The organism is Longirhabdus pacifica, assembly GCF_004115085.1.
Classification (GTDB): domain Bacteria; phylum Bacillota; class Bacilli; order Paenibacillales; family DSM-105158; genus Longirhabdus; species Longirhabdus pacifica.
On the sequence record NZ_QXJP01000028.1, the window covers coordinates 13,783 to 33,241 of the forward strand.

Genomic DNA, 19,459 nt, shown 5'->3' on the forward strand with positions numbered 1-19,459 from the left:
CAACCAACTTTACCACCATGCATAATGTCAAACAAGTTGCATCATACATAATGACTATCTATCACTTCATGTAAAATGAATATATTTTAAATTTAATGTACAGTACGCGACGACTGCTGTCAATGCATGAACAATGGTAAAGGAGAAAAAACTTTCATTCATAAAAAAGGGGTGCAACCCAATCTTAGATTGCACCTAAATGTGTTATTTCATCACAAATACTATTCTGTTTTATCGTCGTTAGTTTCTTCTTCTTTTTGTGATTGGATATTTACTTTTACATCATTTTGATTTGATTCATCTTTTGGCTCGTCTTTGTATACATCAATTGGTTCCGTCACTTCACCACTTTGAAGCAATTCATAGATCTTGTCTTTGTCTAATGTTTCTAGTTCAATCAATTTGTTGGCAATAAGATGAACTTGATCCGCATTATCTTGTAGTATTTGTTTCGCACGATCATAACAGCTATTCATTAATTTCTGTAGCTCTTTATCGATTTCATAAGCGATAGCATCACTGTAGTTAGGATCTTGACCTACATCGCGACCTAAGAATACTTGTTCATTCGGATTACCAAACTGTATTGGTCCAAGTTTTTCACTCATTCCAAACTGCATGACCATCGAACGTACAATCGCCGTTGCTTTTCGGAAATCATCATAGGCACCTGTTCCTACTTCACCAATGAATAATTCCTCGGCTACACGACCTCCTAGTAAGCCTGTAACGCGATCGAGTAATTCATTTTTTGTTTGTAAGAGGCGATCTTCTCCCTCTTTTGGCATCATCATCGCATAACCGCCAGCTTTACCGCGTGGCACAATGGTAACTTTATGCACAATATCAGCGTGCTGTAAATGATATCCAATAATCGTATGTCCTGCCTCATGCAAAGCAACCGTCTTCTTCTCACGAGGACTAATGATTCTATTTTTCTTTTGCGTACCTACGACGATACGATCAAAAGCTTCATCTAAATCATCCATATCAATTTGCTTCTTATCTCTTCTAGCTGCAATCAAGGCAGCTTCATTTAATAAGTTCTCTAGATCTGCACCTGTGAAGCCCGTTGTATATCTAGCAAGAGATTCCATTGTCACGTCGTCTCTAAGCGGTTTATTTTTCGCATGTACTTTCAGGACAGCTTCTCTTCCTTTGACATCAGGACGATCTACCGTAATTTGACGGTCAAATCGGCCAGGTCTTAACAACGCCGGATCTAAAATGTCTTGTCTATTTGTTGCTGCAATGATGATGATGTTTTCGTTTTCTCCAAAACCATCCATTTCTACAAGCAACTGATTTAACGTTTGCTCTCGCTCATCATGTCCGCCGCCTAAGCCAGCCCCACGCTGTCTACCTACGGCATCGATCTCATCAATAAAGATAATACATGGCGAGTTCTTCTTCGCATTTTCAAATAGATCACGTACACGAGAAGCACCAACACCGACAAACATTTCAACGAAGTCGGAACCACTTATGCTAAAGAATGGTACGCCTGCTTCTCCAGCTACCGCACGAGCTAATAAGGTTTTACCTGTTCCTGGAGGTCCATTAAGTAGTACCCCTTTAGGAACTCTTGCTCCTAATGAAGCAAATTTACGAGGATCTTTAAGGAATTCAACGACTTCCACTAGCTCTTGCTTTTCTTCGTCTGCACCAGCAACGTCTTTAAACGTTACTTTTTTCTTCTCTTCACTATAAAGTCTAGCTTTACTTTTACCAAAGTTCATCACTCTTCCGCCGCCACCTTGTGACTGTTGGAAAAGGATAATGAATAAAATGAAGAAAATAACAAACGGCAATAAAGAAGTTAATAGCGTAACCCAGAACCCATCCGTATCCATCGGTTCAACGGTTTGTACTGCAGTACTATTTTCTAGCAATTCATTGAAACTATCTGTTGATGGATATGGAGCTCTTGATATAAAGGTTTTAATTTCTGAACCTTCGATAAGTTCTTTTAATTCACCTTGTATTGCAATGGAATAATTATCAAACTTCATGTTGAGCGTTCCAACATTATCGTTCGCAAGTTGCTCTGCAAATTGATCATACGAAAGTTCGTTAATTTGTTCTTCCTGACCACTAATATAATAAATTATTCCAAAAATAATGAGAATGACGATGATATAAAATCCAGATCTCTGGAAAAAACGATTCATTCCCTACCTCCTCTCGAATGCATAACGGATTTATAACTTGTCATGTAAGAACAAATGTTGTTAGACATGACAACTTTTAATATTGTACCATAGCACGCATCTTGATCTCAACTTGCTTCCATATGACTTAATCTGTGTATATTTCTTCTTTTAATATACCTATAAAAGGTAGATTTCTGTACTTTTCTCCGTAATCTAGCCCGTAACCTACAACAAAATAGTCCGGCACAACAAAACCTTTGTAATCCGGCTGTAAACTTACTCTTCTGCGATCTGGTTTATCAAACAACGTAACGATTTTAACAGAATTAGCACTTCTGCGCTTTAATAAGTCCACTAAATACGTTAATGTCAATCCACTATCAATAATGTCTTCCACAATTAAAATATCTCTGCCTTCAACAGATATATCCAAATCTTTAATGATTTTTACTTCGCCAGACGTTTGCGTCAAGTTTCCATAGCTAGATACAGCCATAAAATCAACCTCAAGCGGTACGTTCATTCTCTTTACTAAATCTCCCATAAAAATGAATGCACCTTTTAAAACGCAAATCACTAGAGGACTGCGATCTTTGTATTCCTCAGATAGCTGAACACCTAATTGTGCTATTTTTTGCTGTATTTCCTCTTCTGTAAATAAAACTTTTTCAATGTCTGGATGAATTTCCAACGTGTAAACCCCCTAAGTGTATTGTATGTCCATTCCTGTGTTGATATGTAAAAATTGCTGGGTGTCCTTCGTAACGATAGCATGTGATGATCGCTTGACACCAACAACCCACAAGATTAATCCTGTGGAATCTGTTAATATGGGAACCGCTTCTCTTGCAGTTGGGGGGATCTTGTGGTCGATGAGCATATCTTTCACCTTCTTCGATCCTTTTATACCAAACACTTGCATGCGATCCCCACGTTGCCTAGATCTTAAAATGAGTGGAAATTTTAACGCATCAAGATCAAAAATAGCTTTACTTTGCGGCAACTGTATTTGATCCCACTTATGTAAAATATTAAACTGTATATCCCTATTTATCCATGAGATTTCTATATGTTCCATTTTCTCAATGGTAAATGTACTACCTGAAACGGCATGTGTATGTATGTTCCCCATACGTATGTTATCGTATTCCCTTACCAACCGGTGTTGCTTGCTCCATTGGTAGATTGCATTCGATGGAGAGTCTTGCACAATCATGTTTCGCATTTGCTCCATTTTAATGAAATCATGTTCTACATTGCTGTGATCAAGACAATTTAATATTAATTTAATCATCCTTCTTTGTAAAGCAATATGATGAGCTTTAAAGCTATTTCTTGCGAAAACAATGACATCCTCCTGAAGTGATACCATATCCTTCATTGTTCTCTTGGCTTCCTGCATCATATAGTCTTCATCTGCGGCAACTACATTAGCAAGTCGATTCATCGTCGTACTCATTTGCGGATTATATGTTTCTAGGATAGGCATGAGTTCATTTCTAATTTTATTTCGCAAATATTTGGATGATAAATTACTGCTGTCTTGACAATACGAAAGGGTATGGTCATGTAGATAGGCCATAAGTGTCTGTTTGGATAGGTTCAACAGTGGCCTAATAATGTGTACTTTATCTTGATGAGGACGTATAAAAGGCATTCCTGACATCCCTTGCGTCCCGCTTCCTCTGATGAATCTCATCAGGACGGTTTCCGCTTGATCGTCAGCATGATGGGCCAGTGCGATAGCAGTTGCACCGTGCTTTATTGCAGTTTCAACTAAAAATTGATATCTGCATTCTCTAGCTGCTTCTTGTGTATTTTTTTTGGTCTTTTCTATATATGCAGGCACATCAATTGCAGCGATTTCAGATACCAATCCCCAATCTTGTGCTAAATGCTTTACGAATGCTGCTTCTTTATCTGCCTCTTCTCCTCTAAACTGATGATTCACATGAGCTACAACAATGCGCCAATGCGTATGCTTTGATATGTTCAACAATAGATGGAGAAGTGCTACAGAATCAGGACCACCAGAAACGGCCACCACAACACAATCGCCTTGATCCAGCATATGATGTTGTTGTATCGTTTGCTTTACCGTTTGTACTACGTTCATATGCCCTCCTATTTTAAAAGCAAGTCTGAAATGCTACCATAACAAGTAGTAAACAGATGTTAAAAACATTAATATAGCACTAATGAAGGCAGGATACAACCACCATCCATGCAAGGATGAGATAGGCGCTTTGCTGGATGTACGCTTCATCAGCTGATGCCAATACTGTTTTGCTTCTAAAGAAGAGGTAAAAGATTGTGTTATCCCTTTTATAACCCAAGGCTTTAAGTGATCATAGGACTGTGCTTGTAAAACTATTTTGCGAAGCATGTCTATATTTCGATGTTGAGGCAGCATTTTAGCAGCTTTTTCTAATCCGTTTGGGTTCATCGTTTGGATCATGAGCATAGACATTGCAAAAACATCAAAATGTTCGTCAGCGACCCTGCTCCCTTCTCCCCAGTAAGCACGGTCGTATATATCTGTAAACTGTTTCACTGCTTTTCCCTTTTCCGTTGCTCCCCCATAATCAATGACTTGACATTTACCGTGTTGATCCACGATAACATTCGACATTTTCAAATCTCCGAACACATATCCTTTGTTGTGTATGCTCACTAATTGCTTTAATATATGCGCACCAATCACGTACAGCCAAGATGATCCATTTTGATTTACGTATTCCGTTATACTGATACCTTTGAAATATGGCATGACATAGAAGGAGTACAGCTTATGCTGAAAAGAGAAATCGTCCACATCAAAAATATAAGATGGATCTTGATGTTTTTGCAGTGCCGCTAATGTGTTGACCTCGGATTGTAAATCCACAGGGTCATAAGCAATCTTCATCGCTAGTTTGCGTTGCTTTGACTTTACTAAGTAAACTTGTCCGTTAGCACCTTCACCGAGTTTTTCCATCAACACGTATTTATTTTTATTCCATTGTCCTTGAACAGTCGCACCAATGGTGATGTCCATTTTTTGGTTACTTTGTGTGTTCACTTCACATACCTTCTTTATTAAATGAATAGAGAATGTTATTAGCTACATATCACACTTAGCATGGTAGGTTTGTAGCAAAGTATCATGACCTACTATGATATGCTATCTTCTATCTGAATCTGTCCTCCCTTTAGAGCAGGAGCGGTGATATGATTACTGGAGATCATATAATCTATGACGTGCAAAATTGCAGGACCCGTAGGTGTTGTACCGCGCATACTTAATTTATTAAACAATGGATATACATGCTGCACTTGGTCTGTCCAATCTAGCGATAACTTGACATCATCCACTCTGTTCAACCCTGGGTAATGGAAAACACACAACTTCCCTTCACCCATTCTGGACTGTAAGCTAATACAAAGATCTGCTATTGCTTCTTTTACTGACGGTAGTTTTGATTTCATACTAGCACTACTATCAATAAGTAGCGCCACTTGTATCGGAATACTTTCCGTCATATTTTCCATGACCTCTACTGCTTTAGCACGTTTATCGATAGGTAGTTGTTGCAAGTGTTCTGTTCCAAATGACTTTTTCAACTCTTTATGTACGACGTGTTGAATGGTTCCCATCACCGTCTTCCTCGTCATCATTTGTACTGTCTGTGCCAATTGATGAGTGGACACTATGCTGCTCATTCCCCCACCAGCATGTGCAATTTGTTTGATTTCCTGGGCACCCATTTCTCCTATGTCACCTTGATCCAGCACGCCAACAACATTGACAATAATCTGTTCTTCTTTTGCCTGAGCCGCAGCTACGACTGGATCAATACCTACATTAGAACATCCGTCTGTGATAAGTAAGATTTGTTTTATCACTGTATTTCCTCCCATCATCATTCTTATAATCTCTCATTTTTATTATTGCCAACTTACTAGTTGCTCCATACTAAGTGAAGAGAGAAATATACAAGATTACATAGAAAAGAAAAAGGATGTTTGTATGTTATCGTTATTGTTTGTCTGCCATGTACTGTGAGATACACTGCATAAATGATTCTCCATACTTATTGTATTTCGCTATACCCGCTCCTTTGATGGATAAAAACTCCACTTTCGTACTTGGTTTTTGTGAGCACATTTCGACCAATGTTGCATCGTGAAAAATAGTATATGGTGGTAGGTTTTCTTTTTCAGCAAACTCTTTTCGTAACAATCGCAATGCATCAAACAAATATTCATCGTACGTTGTTTCTTTTTTAACCACGCGGTTGATACGTTGCGTGACTTTGTCTTCCCCTTTCAATACTTGCAGTGATTTTGTGTTCAACTGCAACGTAGGATATCGACTTTCCGTTAAGGTTAAATAACCATCCGCGATAAGTAATTGAATCATTTGCAAAATTTCTTTTTCTTTATGTGTGCTCATAATGCCATACGTAGTGAGATGCTGAAAATGAAATTGTTTTATTTTACTATCTTGCGAACCTTTTAATACTTTTGCCGTCATGGTCGCTCCAAAACGTTCACCCATACGCTTTACACATGAAATGATTTTCATCGCCTCAACGGTGATATCTACCACATCTCGATCATCTTTACAGTTAGAACACATACCGCAATGATCGTAAGCGTGGTCTCCAAAGTAGTGTACAATATAGCGCTGTAAACATTCTGATGTATGCGCATAATCAATCATTTTTTGCAAATTACTATGTTCGATATGAACTCTATTCTCCTCTTTCTCCGACTGCTCTATTAAAAATTTCTGCATCATAATATCCTGAGGAGCGTATAACAAAATGCATTCACCAGGTTGTCCATCTCTGCCGGCCCTGCCCGCCTCTTGATAATAAGATTCAATATCTTTCGGTATATTGAGATGAATAACAAATCTAACGTTCGACTTATCAATTCCCATACCGAACGCATTGGTAGCTACAATCACTTGATAGTGGTCAAACAAAAACTGTTCCTGACTGTGTGCTCTCTCTTTTTCCGTCATTCCTGCATGATATTTGCCAGCCTTAAACCCTTTTTGCTGTAAGAATGTAGTGAGTTGATCTACTTCTTTTCTTGTTGAAGCGTAGATAATGCCAACTTCACGCTGTCTCTCTCTTAAATATTGTTCAACAAAGTCTTTTTTTACCGCACCTTTCATAACAGAGAAGGATAAGTTAGATCGTTCATACCCTGTTTTAATGATTTTTGGTGATTTTAGATGCAGAAGTTTCATAATATCTTGTTCTACTTTTTGTGTTGCTGTAGCCGTGAAAGCCGCTACTACAGGAGTCTGAGGTAATTGTTGTATGACATCGTATATTTTCGTATAACTTGGTCTAAAATCATGGCCCCATTGCGATATACAATGCGCCTCATCCACTGCTATCAGAGGGATATCCAGTTGCATCAGTCTATTAACGAACATTTCCGACTCTAACCGCTCTGGTGCGATGTACACCATTTTATATTTCATCATCGATAGTTCACTCAGTCTTTTGTCCATTTGTCTTGAAGTAAGTGAACTATTAATATACGTCGTCGGGATACCCATGTTATTTAATGTATCTACCTGATCTTTCATTAAAGAAATAAGAGGTGAGATGACGATAGTCACGCCATCCATCATCATTGCGGGTAATTGATAGCATAGTGATTTTCCCGCACCAGTAGGCATAATAGCAAGTGTATCGTTGTGATGTAGAAGTTCACTCACAATGTCTTCCTGTCCTGGTTTAAACGTATCGTACCCAAAAACGCTTTTCAATTCATCATAAATGGTTTGTTTCATTTGGCAATAGCAACTCCTGTTAAAAAATGAGGCCTTCCATATCATGCGTTCTTACACTTATATTAACATAATAAATAGTTCATTTGCTCCATCAGAAAACAAATGAACTACTATAGTAAGAGTATGATAACTTGTGCATTCACACCACTACATACTAACTTACGGTTTTGGGACGTTCGATTCGTGACATACCAGGCCAACGAAAAGTAGCCCATTCCGGTTTGAAATCTTCCATCTTAGCTACCACAAGCGTCATATCATCTTTAATCGTTCCTTGCTGGGCCCTTATGACTTTCTCAATTAAGCAGTCCGCAAATATTTGTGGTTCTTCCACATCAATTTCTGAAATAACTCGTTTCATCCATAATTCTTTATTAATCGCATGACCTGGAGCATCGTACATCCCATCTGTCATCATAATGAGAATATCTCCCGGTTGCAATGTATGCCCTACTACATCAATGTCGATATCTTGCAGGATGCCAATAGGTAAATTATTGGCTTCAATTAAGATCACCTCATCTCCGCGCTTGATAAAGCTTGGCGAAGAACCAATTTTCAAAAAAGTCGTTTGCGCACTGTATTGATCAATGATAGCAACATCTATCGTAGCAAACATTTCATCCGTGGATCGCAGTAATAAAATAGAATTGACTGACTTAATTGCTAATTTTTCATCCATGCCGGACTGCAGCAATTGCTGTAAAATGGCTAAAGCAGACTTACTCTCTTCACTTGCTCGCTCACCGTTACCCATACCGTCACTCAATGCTACTGCAAACTTGCCATTATGTAATTGAATGGTTGTAAAGCTATCTCCTGACAACAAATCACCGTTTTTGGCCGCAGAAGCTATTCCGGTCTCCACTTCATACTTTTTCGCTGATCCAAATAAAACGGTCTGGTAACCCTGCTGGTTTAATACATTATCCTCTCGTTTAACGACGATATTTTCAGATAGTATTTCCGATAACATAGGGGCAATAATTTTTCTGCATTCATCATACCCTGTCTTATATTGATGAACGATTTCGATTTCAACAGCTCCTTCGTCCAAACTAATAATATCAATATACTCAATCGGCAATCCCAACTCTTGAAAAGCAAGCTTGATCTGCTCCTCCTGCATGAACATCGCTTGTCCTTCCCGCTCTATTTCAGTTGCCAAATCATGCATGACTTGCGAAACACCTTCCAGCTGATCAGCAACCAGTTGTTTATTGTCTACTAACTGCTTTTTCCACTTTATATTGTTAGAATAAATCAAGTATTCTTTACTCATCACGTCCATGACCTGCTCTGGTTTCACACATGCAGACTTCCATTTCGATTTATTAAATTGATGATGACCCTCTATCGTTTCTACCATTTCTTTCATCATTCCTATGGTTTGATCACATTCTTCCCCCCAACATTGCTTATTTTTCCAACATGTATTGCATGTCTTTGGTTTAATATATTCAATAAACCCCTCCTTTTTACCGTGCATATGTTGCTCCTTGGCATTATCCCATTTTTCATAGTTAAAACTTTCTGATAATTTAGAAAAAATGCTAGAGAACTGTTTAATACGCTGCGATGTCATTTCCCGCACCTTTTTAGCATAATCATAATGCGATTTTGAATGTTCACTCGTTCCTGGTATATATTTTGCTATTTTATCTATCACACTTTTCGGCGTAAGCAGAAACAACGCTACAGCGGCAATGGATTCCATCGTGGAATATAAAATAGCTGCTTGTCCACCTAAATAAAATGAAAAAATAGAAGTACCCAAAATCATACCGAGCGCAACAGCTAATCTATTTCCCTCCCGTAAAAGTCCTGCTAACATACCAGAGAAAGCCAGTAAACTCATTTGCGTAATCGCTTCCACATTGGCAAGACTTAAAATCAAACCAGTGACGACACCAACGGATGCTCCTAATGGTGCACCACCTACAAAGGCGAACAACAATATTAGATATCTAGAAAGAATATTATCTATGGAATAACCTTGTATAAGCCAACCTACAGTTCCTGTCATGACAGATGCAAGTAAAATAATTAAACAAATAATCTCCTCATGCTTTAACTGATAATTTTTCTTTGCCATCATTAATACAGGCAAGGCTTGCATGAAAATTAAGGTTAGGATTAAGCTCAGTCCTGCTTCGACAACACATAAAAAATAAGCATACAGCCCACCAACATTCAAAAGTGTCACCGCAATCAATTTAACAACTAACATACTAAAGAAGACAACAATAGGGGCATGAGTCAGGTTTGACTTTCCTTTTTTGTGCAGCACCGTTTGTGCAATCCAAAACAGAAGGATGCTGCTAATCGTCAGAAATGTCTGCTCATGATAACTAAAAAAGGTGCCTAAACAAAGGGAAAGGAAAACGGGAAGTATGATATCCCTCTTTGTAAAATAAATAACAGCAAAAAAAGCGATGGAGAAGGGGGCAAGTTGTTCTAATATCATGGCTCGTCCTAACAAAAAAGCAATAAATAAAAGAAACAAACTAGACTTTTTGGCCAAAAAAAACTGTATCGGTTTAAAGTGTAAAAGTTTATTGCGAAGTAAACTGATATATTGTACAGATGTTTCTTTCCATTCCGTTCTCATTGAAAAATGAACTGACTGTTTTTTATTCATTGCAGCAACACCACCTAGTTATTTGGTGTTTCTATTATATGGCGCAGCTATTAATAAGTTTGTCATAATTACTTGGAACGAAAAAAAAACTTTCCGACAAGCCCACTTCTCTTGCTCTCCTTGTGTTTTTTAGTTATACAAGGGGTGAAGATCTGCTTTTCATGCTAATTTATTTAGCAAATATTGCATGCAAATGACTGAAAACAGATAGTTATGCAGCTAAAGTGTTGATTGTACCAGGTTTATACACATCTTGTATAACCAACCTGCCTTTTCATCGAATTATGAATATGAAGCAAGTATAAACCATAACTTCGACAAAAAAATAAAATGTGGACAATATAAAAACCATCCTTCCTAGGATGGCTATTTGTCATATTCATTGTTATATTCGTATTTACAAATGCAAGCTTATCTATCTATTAAAATCTCTTTGCTCCTTTTCCACCACGTTTCGATTCGGTATGCTTTTTCAGAGATGAGATTCTTTCTTCACTGTCTTTAAGAAATCTTGACATCTTATCTTCAAACGTTTGGAATTTGTCTCCTCCACCGCGTCTGTTATTATTGCGAGAAAATGATCTATCTCTGTCGCGTGGTGGTCTCTCAGATCGTTGAGGTCTAGGAGAAGTATTTTCCATTTTGGGTTTATCTACTGCTTTGCGGATAGACAAACCAATTTTGCCATTATCCACTTGAATGACTTTGACTACTACTTTATCATTCACTTTCAAATGTTCATTAATATCTTTTACATAACTATCAGCAATTTCAGAGATATGAACAAGTCCAGTTTCTCCGCCTGGTAGCTCTACAAAAGCTCCAAATTTTGTAATACCTGTTACTTTCCCATCAAGTTTGCTGCCCACTTCGATTGACATAAATTAAATTGCTCCTCCTTAAGAATACTTTCTTTTGTCCCCCATTGGTCTTCAATGGTAGGCAAATATAATGAAATGAATGGCGTATATCATAATCATGTACGTAATTCATTTACTACAATGTTTATATATTTTTTAATTGTTTTGTTATGAATGGATTGATTAGTTTGGGAGTAATTGTTGACCAGGATAAATCATATGATAATCTCGGTGTAAAATTTGCTCCATATATTCATCATCTTGAAGTTTTTCTTTTTCCGCTAAATAATATTGATTTTCTTCCAATGCAGTTGACAATTCAGACTGCAATGCAGATAGTTGTGCTTTTTTTTCTTTAATGCCGTTATACTGATCCCACAGTGTAAAACCTGCCCAGCTCATAAATAAAAGCAGAGCAACGAATAAAAGGCGTAGTCTCCTCTTAGCTCCATCATATTTTTTTTCACTTGCAACATTTGAGCGTTGTGAATTCACTACGTTTCCTCCTAAAACAGACGCTTTACCCATGTCCATAGCTTCTTCAGCCTAGTAACCAACTTGTTTATCCAATGACTAATATAGGTTCGACTGAGCCATCTATAACATATTAAAAATATATAACGTATTAAAGACCACAAAGGATATAATAATTGTAACACAATCTTATATAAGAAAATAGTCATAGCCGTTACAAGAGCAAAAAAAACTGTAAAAATTTTATACATCCAAATAAAAGGTCTAGTGATAATAAAGGCAAACCAATAACAAACAAAAGTTATTATTTTAATTAATAAAGTAAAAAATTGTATGGTGAACTTGCTCCACAACTGAAAATATAGCACTCCACTAGCTGCAATAAATAAGAAAAATATCACTCTGACTTCTCCGCTTGCACTACTATACAGCACCCAAAACACAAATACCATACTCAAAAAACAGTACAGCAAATCGAACAATGGAATATAGCGACGATGAAGATGCAAATGATGATACAACACACGATAACCGTCAAAGGCGAAGCCAAGGGCATGTCCGCAAAGAAACATAGAGAATAGCGTTACAAATTGATTCGCTAATGTCACTTGAACAGTTTACTCCATATCCCTTTACTTTTTTGTGCATTGTTATCTAAGTAACCCATTCGCGTGATCAGGCCTTCAATCGCCACCAGTCCATGTTCCAAGTTCAAATTTTTAATGTGTAGATTTTGTCCATGTATAGATAGAAACCCGCATTCTGTTTCAAGCAAAAACTCTTCACTATCAAAGCTTTCTACATTTAGCACACCAGATATTTCCATTAATTTTCTGTTTAATAGTTTGATTTCTTGCTTTTTTGTTCCCTGTTCCATATGCCCGTACCCCTCCCTTTTACTTCATTGTTATGGAGTACGGTCGATTTTTAGAACCATATTTTGTGTAAAAAAAAGAGGATTTTCAGTTCATTACGAAATGAACCTAAATCCTCTATTAAAATAATGAATGATCGGTATGTGCTTTTTCTTCTATTATGCTATACATATCCGCAGCTGCTGCCTTATGAATGGACTCTGCCAGATGATTAACTTCAATAATGAGTGTCTTCTGACCGTATTGAATGGATAGTTGATCGCCTACTTTCACGCTGCTACTTGCCTTTGACTCTACACCATTCAACAACACACGCCCAGCATCAGCAAACTCTTTTGCTACGGTACGTCTTTTCACAAGTCTTGAAACTTTTAAGAACTTGTCTAATCTCATTACTTTACCGCTTCTTTTAATTTATTTCCAGCTTTGAATGCAGGTACAGTCGTTTCAGGAATTTCAATTTCTTTCCCTGTTTGCGGGTTGCGACCTAAACGGCTGTTACGCTTACGAGTTTCAAATGTACCGAAACCGATCAATTGTACTTTATCCCCTTTAGATAGAGCATCTGTAACTTCACCCATAAAATTATTCAGGACCGCTTCCACGTCTTTTTTAGTTAAACCACTTTTCCCTGCAATACTATTGATTAAATCTGTTTTATTCATTATTTTTCCTCCTAATTTTAAACGTCGTGTCTAAGTTTAGTAATCAGTATGAAACATTACCAAAACATATATTCTTCTTTGTTGTACTAAAATCCTTCTAATTCACAAATTTTTTTATTTTTTTGTTTGATCCTTGGCTTCTTGCCACCATGTTTCCATTTCTTCTAAAGAAGTGTCTTGAAACGTTTTATGATTCATTTTTAGTTTGTCTTCTATATAATGGAATCGGTAATAAAATTTCTGGTTAATGGCTGACAATGCTTCATCTGGATCAATGTCTAAGCATCTTGCTATATTTAATACTGAAAATAGCACATCTCCAAATTCTAAACGTTGTTCCTCTTTATTTTGTTGCAGAATAGCCTCTTTTAACTCTACTATTTCTTCTTGTAGTTTGGCAATGACATCATCGATATGACTCCAATCAAAACCAACCTTAGCAGCTTTTTTCTGATACGCCATCGCTTTGAAGTAGGCTGGCATACCACTAGGTACACTATCAAGAATAGACGTCGCTATATCTTTCCCCTTCATCTCTTTCTCTGTCTTCTTCACTTGCTCCCAATTTTGCAACGCTTCTTCTGCATCTAACGCTTCATCATGACCAAACACGTGGGGATGACGTCGTATTAACTTTTCGTTAATTCCTTCTATGACATCCCAGACGTTAAACACGCCTTCCTCTTCTTCCATTTGAGCGTGCATCATAACTTGTAGTAATAAGTCCCCCAATTCTTCCTGCATGCCGTCCACATCGTCCTCATCAATCGCTTCAATAACTTCAAATGTTTCTTCTATTAAGTTTTTTCTAATAGATTGATGGGTTTGTTTGCGGTCCCATGGACATCCCTCAGGGCTTCTTAAAATATTCACTATACGGTGTAGTTGTTCGAAACTTCGATTAGCTAGGCTTGTATCTTCACTACGAGGTACCCATACGACAGATGTATTACCGTATCCATCAATACGGTCTAATGCATATAAAGGAATGTTTACTAGCGATTCTTCTCCTTCGATACCTAAAGCATGGCCAACGGTAACTTCGTAATCTTCTGGAAATTGCTCCATTAAGGTTAATTTCACATCGGATGCAGTGAACTGATTGTATATTTGGCAAATAATAAGATGCTGCTTTGCATCGATATGTACCCCTTCTATTGCGGTGGCATCTAGCAATTGAAATCCTTCGATCGGATCGAAATTAAAAGCGATAAAAAGCTGATCTAAAAAACTCTCTCCCCCTAAAATACGCAACGATATGTGTTCTTGTTCACAGGTGAGTTTTAAACGTTTTACAGTTTCTTCGGCAATCATTGGGTGTCCAGGGACAGCATACACAATTTCTTTATTTTTTTGCTGTATTTCGGAAATGATGACGTCATGTATATTTTGATATACATTTGAAAATGAATCGTGTTTTTCATATATATCATCAAAAGTGTGATATGTTATACCTTGTTCTTTTAATTTTTTCGCGATAGGATGTGTGCCTGTGCGAAGATAAACATGCTCTGTCTGTGTTAACATGTGCCATGCTTCCAACGTAATTTGCTCCGGATTACCCGAACCGAGCCCAACAATCGTTAATCTCATCCTTAACCATCCCCTACATTTCTACTATATAAGTTGAATGAACTTGATCACGCAACTTATTACCATTAAACAAAAAAACTCCACAATAACCATATGAGAACGATCATTGTGGTAGTTTATGTTTTACATTACTGTTCCATATGTTTTCCTAAAAATGCGGCTGCGGTCTCTGCTACCTTGGTTTCGGTTTCACTCATTTTCACACCGCTAGCTTTGCTTAGGAAGATGACAGATCCAATAGGATCTCCACCAGATATAATCGGTGCAATCACGACTGACATGTAGTTTTCCGGGTAATCTTTGCAAATGTCTTGCATACCAGGATTATTTTCCAACATGGTCCGTCGCTGCTCCATACTGCTTTCTACAGCACTTCCGATTTGTTTATCCATATATTCTTTTTTACCATCCCCACTGACTGCAATAATATGATCACGATCAGAAATGAGTACGGAATGATTCGTATTCTCAAATAGTGCATCTGCATAATCCTTTGCAAAATCACCAAGCTCACCAATCGGTGAGTATTTTTTCAATATAACTTCTCCATCACGATCCACGAATATTTCCAGCGGGTCTCCTTCACGAATTCGTAACGTGCGACGAATTTCTTTTGGTATTACAACTCGTCCTAAGTCATCAATGCGACGTACGATACCTGTTGCTTTCATATGTCAATGCTGCCTCACTTTCTTATGTGTAATGTATTGTGTCATGACATTATTGTTAGCGACTTTTGAACCTAAATATGTCTAACCATTAACATGTCCATAGTATTCATCTACTCCCAAAATGTTATACATCATGTCATTATGAAATGCCACATTTTGAACGTTTTATTTTACAGCATGTTGTAATGTAGACTCTTCTTTCACCAAGATATCATCATATTGATGGAAAAATTTCATGAGCACAGTTAACTTATCATCCGAAGATAACGATTTGCTGGAAATTGCAATTTTAATTTCAGAGCCAGGAATGACTTTCATTTTTCCTTCGAACGTACTACATAACATTAACAATTTTTGTGCATGTATTTTTTCATTTTGAGTAGGGTGTAATGTTAACACTATTTCATTGTTTTTGTCTATAATGGATTCTATTCCGTACAACTGTCCAAATGCTCTCAGTTTCGCAACTTCTACTAAGTTAACAACAGCAGATGGCGGTTCACCGAAACGATCAATCAACTCATCCATAATGTCTGTAGCTTCTTCCACTTGTTCAATAGAAGCGATTTTTTTATAAATTTCGATTTTGTGCATACTGTCTGCAATGTATTCACTAGGAATGTAAGCATCTAGATCCATATCAATTTGTGTTGAAATGGTTTCTACTTGTTGTTCGTTATTCCCTTTCATTAACATTTTTCTCTTCTCAATTTCTTCAGAGAGCATTTGTGAATACAAGTCAAAACCTACAGATGCAATGAATCCATGCTGCTCAGCTCCTAATAAATTTCCTGCTCCACGAATGGCCAAATCCCTCATGGCAATTTTAAAGCCTGATCCAAGCTCTGTAAACTCTTTAATCGCGTGTAGTCGTTTTTCTGCAACTTCCGTTAACACTTTATCCCTTTGATAGGTGAAATAAGCGTATGCGATTCGATTGGATCTACCTACCCGACCGCGTAACTGGTACAGTTGGGATAAGCCCATTTTATCCGCGTCATGCACAATGAGCGTATTGACATTAGGAATATCCACACCTGTTTCGATGATACTTGTACTTACTAATACATCGTATTCACCATCTAAAAAGTCTAAAATGGTCTTTTCCAATTCCTGTTCTTTCATCTGTCCATGGCCTACTGCTACTTTCGCGTCAGGAATAAGCGATGTGATTTGATCAGCAATATTGTATATTCCCTGTATCCGATTATACAAATAGTAGACTTGCCCGCCACGAGCCATTTCACGCTCGATAACTTCCCTTACCAAGCCTTGACTATGTTCGACAACATAGGTCTGTACAGGAAAGCGATTTTCAGGTGGTGTCTCAATAACAGATAAGTCTCTAACTCCAAGCATCGACATGTGTAATGTTCTCGGAATAGGCGTTGCCGTTAGCGTAAGAACATCTACATTAGCTTTTAATTTTTTCAGTTTCTCTTTATGTGAAACGCCAAAGCGCTGTTCTTCATCCACAATTAACAATCCAAGTTGATTAAAAACAACGTCTTTAGACAACAATCGGTGTGTACCGATGACGATATCGACTGTTCCGTCTTTAACCCCTTTTAATGTCGCATTCTGCTCTTTCCTCGAACGGAATCGACTTAGCACTTCAATTTTAAAAGGATACCCAGAAAATCGTTCTCTAAAAGTCTCGTAATGCTGTTGTGCAAGGATAGTCGTAGGAACTAAAACAGCAACTTGCTTGCCCTCAATGGCAGATTTAAAAGCGCAGCGAATAGCGACTTCTGTTTTACCATATCCTACATCACCACATAATAGACGGTCCATAGGGACAGGTTGTTGCATATCTTTTTTAATTTCCGTGATAGAACGTAATTGATCTGGCGTTTCTTCATATGGAAACATCGCTTCAAATTCTTTTTGATATTCTGTATCTGCGGAGAACGTATATCCTTCAGATTCCTGCCTTTGCGCATACAGTTGTATCAGGTCTTCGGCAATATCTTTAACTTTCTTCCTAGCTTTAGACTTTACTTTTGTCCATTCTGTTCCACCGAGTTTGTACAGCTTCGGTTCCTTATCCTCAGAAGCAACATATTTTTGCACTAAATCTATTTGATCGATCGGAACGGAAAGTTTATCGTTACCTGCATACACAATATGCATGTAATCTTTCTGCGTACCGCCAACTTCTAGTGTTCCAATGCCAACGAATTTACCGATACCATGATTAACATGAACGACAAAGTCCCCTTCTTTTAATTCCAGATAACTTTTGATTCGCTTCGCATTTTCAATCTTTTGTGTCTGCTGTGTTTTTCTTTTCTTTTGCTTTTGTGAAAATATTTCTCCCTCTGTAATGACCACGACATTAGCACCAGTAAATTCGAAACCAGCATGAAGATTCCCGTTAATAATGTTAGGCTGCTCAATGTGATAATCTTCAAGTATGCGAAGCAACCGCTCTGTTCTCTCTTTACCACTTGCTAGAATGGTGACAGTATAGTTTAATTTGTGCCAACGCTCCATCTCCGACTTCAGTACATTCATTTGACCATGAAATTCCTGCATCGTTCTGCACATAAAATTAACGATATTTTGTGGTTGCACCTGTGGCAACTGTCTTAAAAATAAGGTTAAGTATATTTGCTGCAGATGAGACTCTGCCATTAAATCACTATAGTGTTTCGTCATTTTTAGCTGTGGAAGTATTTTCCCGCTCTCTAACATCATACTTATTGATTCTTGATCGTCTTTTTCCATTTGCTTTGCCGTTTCTAATAATCGAACAGGCTCATCCATTAATAGTATCGTGTCGGATGAGACATAATTAAGTATCGTATGCATTTCAGGATATAACAAAGAAATATATTTATAGATTCCGTCAAAGTGCTGTTTATGTTTCAGCTGTTCCATATCATGTAAAATATGTTGTTTTAACTGTTCTTTTTCATGAGAGCTTGCCATCTTGTCATATTGTTGTTCTAACAAAGTAGACAACGAGTCTACAGCAGCAGCATATCGGTCACCATCTGCAAATGTTTCTTTGCATGGCATAATAAGCAGCTGCTCTAAGGTATGATTAGAACGCTGACTTTCTATATCAAATGAGCGAATAGAATCAATATCATCTCCGAACCATTCTACTCGGTAAGGTGCGGATTGCATAGGATAAAAGTCAACAATTCCACCTCTAACACTCATTTCTCCCCTTGTTTCGACTCTCTCAACTCGCTCATATCCTAGTTTGATTAAACTGGAAATGAAGCTTTCGATTTCTATAGATTGACCTTGTTGAATAAGAAATTGAGTGGATGAAAATGCTTCGAATGTAGGTAAAATTCTTCGAATTCCTGCATAAGGAGTGACGATAATGCCTCTAAAGCCTTCCGACAATTTGGAGAGCACTTCGATACGTTGGCCTTCTGTTTCAGGGCTAGAGATAGCTGTTTCTACCATAGAAATTTCGTTGGCAGGAAAAAGCAAACATTGCTCTTTCGGAAAAAATTCATGCAAATCTTCTATTATTTTTTGAGCTGAAAATAAGTTATGTGTAACGATTAACAGGGGTTTTTCGATTTGTTGATACAGCGCTGTAATCATAACTTGTTTAGATGAACCGGCTAACCCAGATACCATCTGTTCTTTCATTCCTGATTTCACACCAGCAACGATGGAATTAAAATCAGAATCATTTAAAAATGGCTGAAGCAAATTTTGCATCATGAGCCCTCCTCTCATCTCTTTCTTCTACTGTTGTTAT

The 19,459-nt window shown here is 37.5% G+C and carries 16 protein-coding genes; all 16 read right to left on the reverse strand.

Annotated features, from left to right (window positions below; all coding sequences use genetic code 11):
* Positions 1 to 221: 221 nt before the first annotated feature.
* Positions 222 to 2,171 carry an ATP-dependent zinc metalloprotease FtsH gene (gene ftsH, locus D1Z92_RS15455; protein WP_128896581.1) on the reverse strand — a complete coding sequence of 650 codons (1,950 nt, stop codon included), beginning with the start codon at positions 2,169 to 2,171 and terminating at the stop codon, positions 222 to 224.
* Positions 2,172 to 2,298: 127 nt separating this feature from the next.
* Positions 2,299 to 2,838 (reverse strand): hypoxanthine phosphoribosyltransferase, encoded by a 540-nt coding sequence (gene hpt / locus D1Z92_RS15460; protein ID WP_128896619.1) that lies wholly within the window; start codon positions 2,836 to 2,838, stop codon positions 2,299 to 2,301.
* Between the two features lie 18 nt (positions 2,839 to 2,856).
* Positions 2,857 to 4,269, reverse strand: coding sequence for a tRNA lysidine(34) synthetase TilS (tilS, locus tag D1Z92_RS15465; protein ID WP_128896582.1), 1,413 nt, complete (start codon positions 4,267 to 4,269; stop codon positions 2,857 to 2,859).
* A 33-nt stretch (positions 4,270 to 4,302) separates the two neighbouring features.
* On the reverse strand, positions 4,303 to 5,214 hold the full coding sequence (locus D1Z92_RS15470; RefSeq protein WP_128896583.1) for a protein kinase domain-containing protein: 912 nt from the start codon (positions 5,212 to 5,214) through the stop codon (positions 4,303 to 4,305).
* A 92-nt stretch (positions 5,215 to 5,306) separates the two neighbouring features.
* Entirely contained in the window at positions 5,307 to 6,038 is a 732-nt protein-coding gene (locus D1Z92_RS15475; RefSeq protein WP_240666774.1) for a vWA domain-containing protein, read from the reverse strand.
* Between the two features lie 133 nt (positions 6,039 to 6,171).
* Entirely contained in the window at positions 6,172 to 7,950 is a 1,779-nt protein-coding gene (gene recQ / locus D1Z92_RS15480; protein WP_128896584.1) for a DNA helicase RecQ, read from the reverse strand.
* Between the two features lie 154 nt (positions 7,951 to 8,104).
* Positions 8,105 to 10,591 carry a stage II sporulation protein E gene (gene spoIIE / locus D1Z92_RS15485; RefSeq protein WP_206099771.1) on the reverse strand — a complete coding sequence of 829 codons (2,487 nt, stop codon included), beginning with the start codon at positions 10,589 to 10,591 and terminating at the stop codon, positions 8,105 to 8,107.
* A 422-nt stretch (positions 10,592 to 11,013) separates the two neighbouring features.
* On the reverse strand, positions 11,014 to 11,472 hold the full coding sequence (locus D1Z92_RS15490; RefSeq protein WP_128896585.1) for a S1 domain-containing RNA-binding protein: 459 nt from the start codon (positions 11,470 to 11,472) through the stop codon (positions 11,014 to 11,016).
* 162 nt (positions 11,473 to 11,634) lie between these two features.
* Complete coding sequence (locus D1Z92_RS15495; RefSeq protein ID WP_164931655.1) at positions 11,635 to 11,946, reverse strand: FtsB family cell division protein; 312 nt, start codon at positions 11,944 to 11,946, stop codon at positions 11,635 to 11,637.
* 11 nt (positions 11,947 to 11,957) lie between these two features.
* Complete coding sequence (yabQ, locus tag D1Z92_RS15500) at positions 11,958 to 12,533, reverse strand: spore cortex biosynthesis protein YabQ (RefSeq protein ID WP_128896587.1); 576 nt, start codon at positions 12,531 to 12,533, stop codon at positions 11,958 to 11,960.
* Positions 12,530 to 12,802: a sporulation protein YabP gene (gene yabP / locus D1Z92_RS15505; protein WP_128896588.1), complete on the reverse strand. Its 273-nt coding sequence runs from the start codon at positions 12,800 to 12,802 to the stop codon at positions 12,530 to 12,532. The genes yabQ and yabP overlap by 4 nt, the downstream gene beginning before the upstream one ends.
* Positions 12,803 to 12,920: 118 nt before the next feature.
* Positions 12,921 to 13,193 (reverse strand): RNA-binding S4 domain-containing protein, encoded by a 273-nt coding sequence (locus D1Z92_RS15510; protein ID WP_128896589.1) that lies wholly within the window; start codon positions 13,191 to 13,193, stop codon positions 12,921 to 12,923.
* The gene (locus D1Z92_RS15515; protein WP_128896590.1) at positions 13,193 to 13,465 is read right to left on the reverse strand and encodes an HU family DNA-binding protein; all 273 of its coding nucleotides are present in this window, start codon (positions 13,463 to 13,465) and stop codon (positions 13,193 to 13,195) included. The genes D1Z92_RS15510 and D1Z92_RS15515 overlap by 1 nt, the downstream gene beginning before the upstream one ends.
* 114 nt (positions 13,466 to 13,579) lie before the next feature.
* On the reverse strand, positions 13,580 to 15,058 hold the full coding sequence (gene yabN, locus D1Z92_RS15520) for a bifunctional methyltransferase/pyrophosphohydrolase YabN (protein WP_128896591.1): 1,479 nt from the start codon (positions 15,056 to 15,058) through the stop codon (positions 13,580 to 13,582).
* Between the two features lie 128 nt (positions 15,059 to 15,186).
* Positions 15,187 to 15,729 (reverse strand): stage V sporulation protein T, encoded by a 543-nt coding sequence (spoVT, locus tag D1Z92_RS15525; RefSeq protein ID WP_128896592.1) that lies wholly within the window; start codon positions 15,727 to 15,729, stop codon positions 15,187 to 15,189.
* A gap of 165 nt (positions 15,730 to 15,894) precedes the next feature.
* Positions 15,895 to 19,422 carry a transcription-repair coupling factor gene (mfd, locus tag D1Z92_RS15530; RefSeq protein WP_128896593.1) on the reverse strand — a complete coding sequence of 1,176 codons (3,528 nt, stop codon included), beginning with the start codon at positions 19,420 to 19,422 and terminating at the stop codon, positions 15,895 to 15,897.
* Positions 19,423 to 19,459 lie beyond the last annotated feature (37 nt).